Below are 10,389 nucleotides of genomic sequence, written 5' to 3'. Positions count from 1 at the left end.
CTCGTTTCAACAGGTTGATTTTAAACAACAAATTGACATGGCCATTAAGTTGCGCTAATTGACAGTCAGCAGCGGCATGCGCTGCGCATTCTTAAAAATCGGAGATAACCATGAGACGGGCACCCGCACGAGTGCTCGAACCGGCTGACGTGCGCCGATTGTACACACATGTCGGCAGGCTTCGGCACCCTCTACGAAATCAAATCATCGTGCTGGCGAGCTTCAAAGCTGGCTTGCGGGCATGCGAGATCAGTCAGCTCACCTGGCCGATGGTATTGCGGTCGGACGGTAAGATCGCTGACGCGCTCACCGTGCCGGGGGCGATTGCTAAATATGGCAGTGGACGGATCATCCCGCTGCAGCTTGAGTTGAAGAAGGCCCTTCGTCAACATCATCAAGCTTCGGGATCGCCGAGGTCCGGTTTCATAGTCCAGTCAGAACGGGGCGGGGCGATGACATCGCAGAGTATCGTCAACTGGTTTGCTGCGATCTACCGTGACCTCGGCATCGATGGCGCCTCATCGCATTCTGGCCGCCGTACTTTCATCACGACCGCCGCGCGCTCGCTGTCCAAGGTCGGCGGTTCTTTACGCGACGTGCAGGAACTGGCGGGGCACCGGGCGCTGTCCACGACCGAACGGTACATCCAGGGCGATCGTGACGCCCAGCGCAAGCTCATAAAGCTGATCTAAACCCTGGCAGCGAGGCTCGCTGCAATCCCTCAAGATTTGAAAAAAGGACACTGACCATGGAAAGTCAGAGCGATGACGCGTGCCTGCAATCCACGCAGGACCGTAAGCTACGCATTCGGGAGTTGAACGATGCGCTGCGCAAGGGGCGCGGGCAAGGTCAGCTGTTCGTCACTCCGGGCGTGATCGACTTGGCAAACGGAGCATTGCCGGACATCGTCGTGATGGTCAGCGAGTTCGACGAGTTCACCGAGGAGAACGACCCGCATGGCGAGCACGACTTCGGGGCCTTCACGTACCGTGGTGAGAAGCTGTTCTGGAAGATCGACTATTACGATCGTTCGCTGCAAGCAGGTTCGGACGACCCTGCCGATGATGCCGTCACCATGCGTGTGCTCACGATCATGCTGGCGCGAGAGTACTGATGGCGGACGACATCTTGCCGCAGTCATTCCGGCTTCCCGCATCGAAGCGATTGTTGCCAATCCAGCAGGGCGAGCTCGATGGGCTGTGCGGTATCTATTCGCTCATCAATGCGATCCGCTTGCTGAAGACCGAGGCCGGAACGCTGGGTCGCTACGATAGCGCAACTCTGTTCTCGTTTGCCATCTACCGCCTGGCCGAACGCGGTGACCTCAGGGAACGGCTGAACACCGGCATACCGTGGACGATGCTGAAGCGCATAGGAGAGCGCGTGGCCCGCGTCGCGTCGGACGATCGTCTGCAAATGACCATAGCGCCCATTCATCGAGGTTCGCCCGACCGGCTCGACGTCATCAAGCGCACCCTCCTGCAAGGCAGACCGATCATCGCCAGTGTGCATCGGCATGAGCATTACACCGTGCTGGCAGGGTATTCGCGGACGCGGGCCATCATTTTTGACAGCAGCGGCGGTCACTGGGTGCCGCTATCCTCTATCCGGCGCAGTCTGTGCTTGGCGGTGGCGGCCCGTCGCTAACAAGCTGAGCGAGTTCACAGCCAAGCGCAGCGGCGATCTTCGCCAGATTCAGAATGGTAACGTTGCGCTCGCCGCGCTCGATCTTCCCCATATGCGAACGGTCGATCTTCGCCGCATCGGCAAGAGCTTCCTGCGACAAAAGAAGTTCGCCCCGCCGCGCTCGTATTCGCGAACCGATCTGCGTCAGCAGCTCTTTGTCGCCATTCTTTCCAGACACGCGCGCCATCGGCGCACTTGGAAAGATAAACTGCCTCTACGGCCACGGTATTTACGACCCATAATGCCGACGCTATCACCATCGAAAAGGAGACCCAATATGTACGTTACACTTAACGACCCGGACACGGGCAAAACCCGCAACATCAAGGTGGGCTTTAGTTGGTTCTTCCTACTGCTCACGCCCTTCTACGGCATCCCTCAGTTCGTGAAGGGCATCTGGAAGCACGGGCTGGTGGTTGCTGCGCTGGGCATCTTCGCCGTGCTGACGATGGGATCGTCGGCATCTTCGCTGGTTGGCGTGCTGCTGATTGCCGCCGCCGTGTTCTACGGCATCAAGGGCAACAAGATTGTCGCGCAGTCGCTGTTGGCCAAAGGATGGACCTTCGATGGCGATGAGCACTCCATCCATCAGGCGCGCATCCGGTGGGAACTTCCGGCATGAGCTTCAAACTTCGAGTATCGCCGCTGGCCATCGTAGCTAGCCTTGCGCTAGGTGTTGGGGGTTGTTCACCCGATCCGCTGACTGCCGAGGAGCAGGCAGTGCTAGACCGCGTCTACACCGATATGCCGGAGCGTCAGGCGGTCGCGGTTAAACAGAACTTGCGTATCACCGGCCTCTACAAAGGCGAGTTGGACACGGCCTACTCACCCGCGCTGGGCGAAGCGATCAATCAGGTTCACTTCGACCTCGACATGGTGGATGATCGCTACCAGCTCGACAACGCAGCAGATGCATCGGGCTTTCTGCAGAGCTTGGCTTCCACATCGATACGACCGAGCCTTATCAACGACCTGTCAGTAAACCCGGCGGAGTTCGTTCTTGTGGAGGCGCCAGGCGCCGAAGCCTCTCCCGATGGCCGTGGCTGCTCCGTGAGCGGCGGCACGTATTCACGCAGCGGCGAACTCATCGCCCTGCGCTTCCATAAGCAAAACCGGCAGGTCGGTATCGAGATCGTGTGGGATGGATGGCCTAGCCCAGTCTTCCCGCGCATCCTTGCGGTCGGCTTCGGTGATACAGGTTTGCCGCTTATGGTCGAGTACGAGCAGGATGGTCCTATCACCAATGCTTACGCTTTCACCGATAATGGCTTCTGGGTGACGGATGCCATGAAGCAAGCGGATCGGTTGGAGATCGGGCCGGAGAGCGACATTGCGCCGCTCGAATTGCCGACTGGTAGTCTCTATCAGGCGGCTAAGGCGCTGGAGAATTGCTAAACTGCCCCGGACGCGATTGGTCGTGCTTGTTATGAAAGGTTGCCAATCTTCAGCTAACCACCCGTGAAAGCTTGTCCGATTCTTTTCGTACAGGCTCCGTGGCCTCTAGCTCAAAGTCGAGAAACGACTTCACGTGCTTCCGATCTTGATGAGAAAGCGGTTCATACCTCGTCGGACTGAACGGCTGACCGCCCTGGCCCTTGTATGAACCGATAGGCTCAAACTGCGTGGGCATGTCGTGCCCGGACAGTGCTGCAACCCGTCCCACGATCTCGTCCGGTTGCGCGACAAGTTCGGACTGCGAGACGTTGAGGAACGCTGCCGAACGTCGGGAAAGGGCGGACCAGTTCCGCAGTTTCGCGGTTCGCATCGCAACAGCATTTGCGAAGGGGTTGCCGGTTACCGGACAGGTCTCTTCCTCGATCCGCTTCCCGTAAAGCGGATGCGATGCGTCGATACCCCAGAAATCTTCGTCCCAGACAGTTCGCCATTCGGCGCGGATGAAGTCCGAGAATTCAAGGTCCCGCATTTCGGGCACCACGTGCCAGGGATTGCGATGCAGGCTGCGCAGCCAGCTTTCGACCTCGCGAACAATTACGATCACGAGCAGGTCCGACGGGATCGGCCTGTTTTCCGGTACGAGCCAGTGCTTGAAGCCGGTTTCCTCGCAGAAGGGCAGGGTGGGAAAGTTGGTTTCGACCAGCTTGATGAGCGCGTTGGTGCCGCTGCATCTCTGGCCGAACACTGTAAACCGTTCAATGGACATCCCGGACCGGTTACAAAGACTGCGACCAGGAGGCCAGTTCGAGCCAGGCTGGACCAACGGGAATTTCGCCTGATTTAAGTTACTTGTACGAAACCTTCGGCCTTACCGCACCTTGGGTCCACATGGTCTTGGTATCGCAAAAGGCGGGGGCGCCCGACAAGCTGGATCACGTTCGCATGCGTGAAACCTTCAGGCAGCATATTGCAGACCGCGAATTCCCCTGTGTCGGCGCGAAATCTGCGCTAGCAACGGACAGGCTGCAAATCGAAACATGCTGGAACCTGACGAGCGCGTGGAATGACGTGGCCGTTCACGGCCAGCTGCTGGAATGGAGCGCTGACTATGCTGCCGACCCGTCCGGGCTGCGAAGCTTCGTCGTCGTCTTCGGCGGACCGCGAGACTTGAACGAGGTCGAATTCGAAGAAGCGATGTGGGACCGGCTGCAATCGCTGGCCGCCAAGGATGGCTGGCGCGGCCAAAGATATTCCGACCAGGTCAGTAGCGATCCTACCGACCCGCACTTCTCGCTCAGTTTCGGCGGTCAGGCGTATTTCGTGGTCGGGATGCATCCGAACGCATCGCGGCCCGCGCGCCGCTCGCCGTACCCGACGCTCGTCTTCAACCTGCACGACCAGTTCGAGGCGCTTCGCCGCTCGCAGCGTTACGAGCGCATGCGTACCGCGATACTGGAGCGCGACCGCAAGCTTGCGGGCAGTCTGAATCCCATGCTCGCGCGGCACGGAGAGGCGAGCGAGGCTAGGCAGTATAGCGGTCGTGCCGTTGGCGACGACTGGTCGTGCCCGTTTTCCGATCCGCGCGCATCATGACCCATCGGATCGAACCCCGTTCGGGTGTAGCAATCGAGCTTTCGCGCGGAGACGAACTTGTCGTCATCGACCGGGAAGGCGGGCAGGTTAGCGACCTGGTCGCTTATGCTGCCGAGGATTTGGGCGAAGTGATCTCCAACGGGCGAACATTCGACTACGAGGAAAGCGTCAAGCTTACGACCGGATCACGGCTTTGGTCCAACCGGTCGAGGGTCATGCTGAGCATTCTCGAGGACACCGTGGGCACGCACGATTTTCTGCTTACACCCTGTTCGAAGGATACCTTCCGCCATTTCTATCCCGACAAACCGGTGCACCAGGGGTGCTTCGGCAACCTCGCAGCGGCACTCGCACCATATGGAATCGGCGAAGATGCCATTCCGACGGCATTCAATGTCTTCATGAACGTGCCGGTCGATAAGGGCGGAAAGTTGCGGGTCGATCCGCCGATAAGCAAGGCAGGGGACCTGATCCGTTTCAGGGCCGAGATGGATCTCATCGTCGGCCTTACCGCGTGTTCGGCCTACGCGTCGAATGGCGGGACGTTCAAACCGATCGATTACCGGGTGGAGAAGCCGGGGCGGTCGGCCTGATGCTGGAAGTGCTCGAATGGTATGGCGCAATCGCTGCCGTCATTGCGGCCCTTATCGTCGCATCGAATGTCAGTGCGCGCGTGACAGGGTGGGCTTTCGTGCTGTTCGTTACATCGTCCATGGCACTGGTCGCATGGGGGTTCCTCAGTCCGGACGCGGAAGGAATTGGCTGGCAGAATGTCTGCCTGCTGCTGATCAACCTGTTCGGAGTGTATCGCTATCTGCTTGCCGGCGATGGTGAGAATGAGAAGGCCGACGGGAATTCCGGGGCGAAGGCGTGAAATATCCTTTGCTGGCGCCCGTCGCCGGCCTCGTGGTCGTGCTGGTCGGGGTAGGCGGACATCTTGCCACCGGGACGATCTACTCCGCCCTTCACGCGCGCGAGATGCTGGAAGCCCTTACCGGTCCCGCGCTCTACCTCGGTAGCGCCATAGCCGCGAGTGCGGCAACAACGATGGCACTGATGCTGACCCTCCTCGGCCTTGTCCGCCGCGTCGATGCCGACTTCGACTTGCCCATGTACCGGCGTATCTACCTGGTAAGCATGGCGAGTGCCGTCTTGATGGCCGGTTCGGTTATCATGCTTCTGGTAATGACCTTGCCGATCGGCGAGTTCGAAAAGGTGCCGACGGACTGGTTCCCCGCCTTGTTCAAGGTGCTGTACTGGACGGTCGTCGGATTGAGCGCCTTGCTGGTCACGATGGTGACGCTGCTGTTTTCGACCATCCGGGCGCTCATCGCGCAACTGACCCCGCACGATGACGTCGATTTTCTGGCCCCGAAGAGTTAGGCACGGCGATGTTCACGCAGCTTCAGACTCCCCTTCCGGTCCACGTCCTGGAAAAAGGATCGGGGATGGCGTTCGCCGTGGTCGATTATGGTGTCGAGCATGACCTGATCTGGGTGACCGCGCTGGATGATGGCGGCGAGATCTGGTGCGTCCCCAACCCCAAGATACGCATGGCGGCCAACTGGACCATCGGGCGAGCGAAAGCTGAAGCCGGTGACACCAATTTGCCGGGCGGCAACGACAAGGAACGACATACGACATGACCGGGAAGCCGATTGCCTTTTTCGCGCATCACCAGGGGCGCGGTCACGCGAACAGGATCATGGCCATCGCCGAACACCTGCCGGAAACGCGCGAATTGGTCGTGCTGACGGCTGCTCCTGAACAGTTCGACGAAATGCCGCGCGAGGCCCGGATCATCGAACTGCCGAACATGATCGGTGCGCCATCGCGCAGCGCCGCCCTGCACGAGCAGCCGACGCCATCTGTCATGCATTGCGTCCCGCTCGGCGTCGCCGAGATGCGCGAGCACATGGGCATCATCGCCGACACCTTACGGCATACCGATCCGGCGCTGTTCGTCGTTGACGTATCCGCCGAAATCGCACTGCTCGCCCGGATCATGAGCGTTCCGGCTGTCTCCATCCGGATGCACGGCCAACGCGGTGATGCCGGACACCGGGCCGCGTACGAAGCCAGCGTTGGCATGCTTGCACCGTTCGACGAAGCCATGGAGCAGAGCGATTACCCCGAATGGGCTCGGCGGCGGACGCACTATACCGGCGGCCTGTGTACCACGCGCGATCCGGTTCTTGATAAGTTGAAGGCGCGTCAAAAGCTTGGCTTGGAGGAAGACTTGCCGATTACCCTGGTCATCGCGGGCGGCGGTGGATCGGGCACGCCGTACGCTCCGCTTACTGTCGCCGCTCGGGCGGAGCCAGATGCGCTATGGCTCGTCGCGGGACCCGTTCACAGGGAGGGGCACGAGACCGAATTCGGCAACCTTCGCGAACTGGGCTGGATCGATAACCTTACCGATTACCTCTCGGCAGCGGATAAGATCGTCGCCTCGGCAGGCGACAATACGGTTCATGAGATCGCTCGGGCGGAAAAGCCGTTCCTGTGCATCCCTGAATGGCGATATTTCGATGAGCAACGGGCGAAGGCGCAGCAGCTCGAACGGCTGGGCGCGGCGGTCGTCCGCGAAACTTGGCCCGCATCCATTCCGGAATGGCAGACGGTGCTCGCGGAAACAAACATGCTCGAACCCGGTGCGCTTGCCCGGCTCCACGATCCGGAAGCTGCCAGGAACGCCGCGCAATGGCTCGAAGAGGAAGCCGAGAGGCTGTGGCAATCTAGCTGAAACGGACGTGCGGCGGTTGCTCGCTGGCTTCCACCTCCGAACGGCTTGGCCTTCTCAATACCTGAAGTTCATCGCCGCTACGCCGGACCAGTCCTCGGCGGGCGAAATCGTCCAGCCAGTAATCCATGCACCACCGACCCCAGCGGTCATGGAAGGTCCGGGCATTGCGAACGATTGTGTCGAAATGCTGCAAGGGGGGCTTACACACGGTGTGGTGCTGGTGAAAGCAGATCGTCCCGCCGAGCCAATAGAGTTGCGCGCCGCTTGCCCGTAATCGCTCGGCGAAGTCAGTTTCTTCCGCACCATAACCGATATAGGCTTCGTCCATCCCGCCCGCATCCTTCCAAGTGCCACGCGACAGAATGAATGACAGTCCCCACAATTCGCCGAAATCATCAATGGGCGCGATCGAACAGTCTTCCAAGTTCGGTTTCGCCGGATGTCGCTCACCATGTGCCTTCAATTTTTCGTAATCCGGTACCTCAGCGTCCGTCATCCAGCTGCCCTGCTGTGCCGGAAGGTATCTGACCTCTGGCAGGAACACTTGCCTGGCATCTGCCGCGCATGCTTCCCTTGCCCGTCGAACAAACTGCGTATCTGCAATGCAGTCTACATCGAGAAATGCCAGCACGTCCCCTTCAGCAGCTTTTGCAGCACTGTTCCGCGCTTTCGCTAAGGGCAGGGGGTCGCCGTCAACACGAACGCATCGTACGGAAAACGTTAGATCGTCCGGATAATCCGGCGGGTCCGGCTGCATATAGGCAACGACCAACTCGTCCGGTTGCGAAACCTGCGCCCGAAGACCTGCAATCAGGTGATCGAAATGCGCCTGGCGACCGCGTATCAGCGTCAGCACGGAGACAGAGTTGAAAGCAGTCACCAGCTTCCCCGCGCCTGGAAGTGCTTCACGCCTTCAAGCACACCGGCCGCATGGCATGCCTTCGCGATATAGGCGTGCGAAAGCGCAGGGTCGTCACCGAGACCATCGCTCCAGTTACCGACGATGATGGGATGAACGCACGAACGAAGCATGCCCAGGTCATTTCCGCTATCCCCGGCGACAGCAACCCGTGCACGAAGCAGTCCCAGTTCGTCGGCAACATGGCTGACGGCGGATCCCTTGTTGATCCCGGCGGGGAGTATGTCGAGATAAAGTTGGTGGCTTGTCACCACTTCAACGGACACGCCGTTTGACCGGAACGCACGCTCGACCTCTTGCTTGTCTCGTCCATCCAGGAAGAAGCTGGCTTTTCCAGTGCGCTGTTCGAGAAGCGCTTGAGGCCTAAGGCCGATTTCGTTCGCAACGTCGTCGATGGATGGCCGGTCCCAATCCCGTTCGACGCTTCTCCGCCATGCCGCGTCTTCGACGAAGCAGCTGCGATCACGGTCGAACCAATGGATTTGCGTGCCCACGCTGCTGATGATGACGTCGGGGTTCGGAACGCCTTCGCTGGCCAGGATCGATTGCGCCGAATGGAAGCTACGCCCCGTAGCGATACCGAGCGCGACGTCATCGGACTGCGAGGCCTGCCATCGCAAGAACTCGCGCAAGCTGTTCCGGTCGCCCAGCAGTGTATTGTCGATGTCGCATATCAGAAGGCGCTGATATTGAGGTACTCGCACGGGAACACGAACGAGGTCTTCCAGAAGCCGGTGATAGACATCGCAGTGCGAGCGCCAGTCATACGTCGCTGCGGCGTCACCACCAGCGGAAGCGAAACGCACCCACTGCGAACGGTCGGTCACAATTTCCAGACAGGCCTGCGCGATGGCTTCGGGATCGATCGGACAGACGAGCGTCCCATTCTTGCAGCGCTCCACAATGTCATTGGGTCCACCGCTATCGGTCGCGACGACCGGCAGACGCGCCGCTGCCGCCTCCAGCAAGGTCAGTCCGAAAGGTTCGTTCAGGGCGGGGTTAACGAAGACCCCACCGCTCTGACGGGCAAGGGCGTAATAGGCCGGGATATCCTCCGGTTCATGGAATTTCGGATAAGCGACCTTTCCATAGAGATCATGCTTGTCGATCGCTGCAAGCAGTTCGTTCAGCACCTCGCGGCATTCCTGCTCCAGGTCCGCGATCAGCCCGCGACATCCGGCAACCAGTACCAGGTTTGCTGCGTCCTGCAGGCTCGGACTAGCCGCATACGCCTCGATGAGGCCGAGCAGGTTCTTCTTCCGCACCGGACGCGCGATGGCCAAGATGATGGGCTTGTCCGAATCGTTCAGGAAGCGGGCCACTTCGTTCGCGACCTTCGGGGTAACCTCCGCCCCTTCGAAATCGCTGAGATCGCAGCCTGGCGGGATCACCCGGATGCGGCCGCTCTCGGCGTTTGCATAATGGGCATATTGTGCTTCAGCTTCGTCGCGCGAACTCGCGATGATCGCATCGGCTGCCTCGACTGCATTCTCCTCGATAGCGATGCGAGTTTCCAACGCATCGTCGGTTCTGTCCGAGACTTCCCTCTTTACGGCACCGAGCGAATGACCGGTGAACACATAAGGTATGTCGAACTTTTCCTTCGCGTAGCGCGCCAATACCCCCGCATCGGCGTAATGTGCGTGGATCACATCGGGAAGTTCGTCCAGCGAGAGCAGGTATTTCCCAAAAGCTTCGCAGAGCTGCGCATGGCGCGCGTGCAATGCTTCCTTCGGCAGGTACTCAGCGCTTCCGTCGTCCAGCCTGACGAGCCGCAGATCCCCATCGGTTTCGCGACCGGCCCTGTAAACCGGGCCGAGTGTCGCCTCATCGAAGCCGCGCGTCACGATGTCGATCCGCGAAATTGTAGGGTCGCTTATGCTCGTGCGCGCGAGTTCAAGCAGGTATTTGATATGGCCACCAGTGTCGGCGGTGATCCCGTAGACGGTTTGATCGAGCTTAAGGCACCCTTGAAGAGCGACATGACATACGAACATGATCGGTTTCCCTTTGCGAGACACCGATGTCTGCTAGGGCTACTAAGTTCCTC

The 10,389-nt window shown here is 59.7% G+C and carries 15 protein-coding genes; 11 read left to right on the top strand and 4 right to left on the bottom strand.

The genetic code is table 11. The features are described 5' to 3' along the window. The first annotated feature begins 110 nt into the window (after window positions 1–110). The 3 genes from A6F65_RS11880 to A6F65_RS11870 are packed head-to-tail and all read left to right on the top strand — an operon-like array spanning window position 111 to window position 1,647. The gene (locus A6F65_RS11880; protein ID WP_067789172.1) at window positions 111–692 is read left to right on the top strand and encodes a tyrosine-type recombinase/integrase; all 582 of its coding nucleotides are present in this window, start codon (window positions 111–113) and stop codon (window positions 690–692) included. Between the two features lie 56 nt (window positions 693–748). Beyond that, the gene (locus A6F65_RS11875; RefSeq protein ID WP_067789169.1) at window positions 749–1,114 is read left to right on the top strand and encodes a DUF3768 domain-containing protein; all 366 of its coding nucleotides are present in this window, start codon (window positions 749–751) and stop codon (window positions 1,112–1,114) included. Continuing rightward, a complete protein-coding gene (locus A6F65_RS11870) occupies window positions 1,114–1,647 on the top strand; it encodes a hypothetical protein (protein ID WP_067789166.1) in 534 nt (177 codons plus the stop codon). The genes A6F65_RS11875 and A6F65_RS11870 overlap by 1 nt, the downstream gene beginning before the upstream one ends. Here the strand turns inward: A6F65_RS11870 and A6F65_RS12755 are convergent. Further along, window positions 1,604–1,873 carry a helix-turn-helix domain-containing protein gene (locus A6F65_RS12755; protein ID WP_083989511.1) on the bottom strand — a complete coding sequence of 90 codons (270 nt, stop codon included), beginning with the start codon at window positions 1,871–1,873 and terminating at the stop codon, window positions 1,604–1,606. The two genes, A6F65_RS11870 and A6F65_RS12755, sit on opposite strands and share 44 nt — an antisense overlap. A 90-nt stretch (window positions 1,874–1,963) precedes the next feature. Here A6F65_RS12755 and A6F65_RS11865 point away from each other — a divergent pair, with 90 nt between their 5' ends. Together A6F65_RS11865 and A6F65_RS11860 are read left to right on the top strand one after the other, a co-directional pair. Continuing rightward, a complete protein-coding gene (locus A6F65_RS11865; protein ID WP_067789163.1) occupies window positions 1,964–2,308 on the top strand; it encodes a hypothetical protein in 345 nt (114 codons plus the stop codon). Next, window positions 2,305–3,081: a hypothetical protein gene (locus tag A6F65_RS11860; protein ID WP_067789161.1), complete on the top strand. Its 777-nt coding sequence runs from the start codon at window positions 2,305–2,307 to the stop codon at window positions 3,079–3,081. The genes A6F65_RS11865 and A6F65_RS11860 overlap by 4 nt, the downstream gene beginning before the upstream one ends. A gap of 49 nt (window positions 3,082–3,130) precedes the next feature. Here A6F65_RS11860 and A6F65_RS11855 read toward each other — a convergent pair whose 3' ends face one another. Beyond that, window positions 3,131–3,847, bottom strand: coding sequence for a hypothetical protein (locus tag A6F65_RS11855; protein ID WP_067789158.1), 717 nt, complete (start codon window positions 3,845–3,847; stop codon window positions 3,131–3,133). Between the two features lie 176 nt (window positions 3,848–4,023). Between A6F65_RS11855 and gntA the strand changes: the two genes are divergently transcribed. From gntA to A6F65_RS11825, 6 genes are read left to right on the top strand one after another with little or no spacing between them, the layout of a single operon-like run. Continuing rightward, entirely contained in the window at window positions 4,024–4,674 is a 651-nt protein-coding gene (gntA, locus tag A6F65_RS11850; protein WP_067790626.1) for a guanitoxin biosynthesis heme-dependent pre-guanitoxin N-hydroxylase GntA, read from the top strand. Then, complete coding sequence (locus A6F65_RS11845; RefSeq protein WP_067789155.1) at window positions 4,671–5,267, top strand: DUF1989 domain-containing protein; 597 nt, start codon at window positions 4,671–4,673, stop codon at window positions 5,265–5,267. Before gntA ends, A6F65_RS11845 begins: the two co-directional genes overlap by 4 nt. Then, window positions 5,267–5,548, top strand: coding sequence for a hypothetical protein (locus A6F65_RS11840; protein ID WP_067789152.1), 282 nt, complete (start codon window positions 5,267–5,269; stop codon window positions 5,546–5,548). The genes A6F65_RS11845 and A6F65_RS11840 overlap by 1 nt, the downstream gene beginning before the upstream one ends. Before the next feature lie 8 nt (window positions 5,549–5,556). Beyond that, a complete protein-coding gene (locus tag A6F65_RS11835; RefSeq protein WP_157093135.1) occupies window positions 5,557–6,057 on the top strand; it encodes a hypothetical protein in 501 nt (166 codons plus the stop codon). 8 nt (window positions 6,058–6,065) lie between these two features. Further along, on the top strand, window positions 6,066–6,320 hold the full coding sequence (locus tag A6F65_RS11830) for a hypothetical protein (RefSeq protein WP_067789146.1): 255 nt from the start codon (window positions 6,066–6,068) through the stop codon (window positions 6,318–6,320). Further along, a complete protein-coding gene (locus tag A6F65_RS11825) occupies window positions 6,317–7,420 on the top strand; it encodes a glycosyltransferase (RefSeq protein WP_067789143.1) in 1,104 nt (367 codons plus the stop codon). The genes A6F65_RS11830 and A6F65_RS11825 overlap by 4 nt, the downstream gene beginning before the upstream one ends. Here the strand turns inward: A6F65_RS11825 and A6F65_RS11820 are convergent. Together A6F65_RS11820 and A6F65_RS11815 are read right to left on the bottom strand one after the other, a co-directional pair. Continuing rightward, on the bottom strand, window positions 7,413–8,300 hold the full coding sequence (locus A6F65_RS11820) for a glycosyltransferase family 2 protein (RefSeq protein WP_083989509.1): 888 nt from the start codon (window positions 8,298–8,300) through the stop codon (window positions 7,413–7,415). The genes A6F65_RS11825 and A6F65_RS11820 overlap by 8 nt on opposite strands. Further along, complete coding sequence (locus tag A6F65_RS11815) at window positions 8,297–10,336, bottom strand: HAD-IIB family hydrolase (RefSeq protein ID WP_067789140.1); 2,040 nt, start codon at window positions 10,334–10,336, stop codon at window positions 8,297–8,299. Before A6F65_RS11815 ends, A6F65_RS11820 begins: the two co-directional genes overlap by 4 nt. Window positions 10,337–10,389: the final 53 nt, after the last annotated feature.

The sequence above is a fragment of the Paraurantiacibacter namhicola genome, assembly GCF_001687545.1.
GTDB lineage: Bacteria > Pseudomonadota > Alphaproteobacteria > Sphingomonadales > Sphingomonadaceae > Paraurantiacibacter > Paraurantiacibacter namhicola.
Note: the sequence above shows the minus strand (reverse complement) of the source record. Positions and strands in the feature narration are given on the sequence as shown.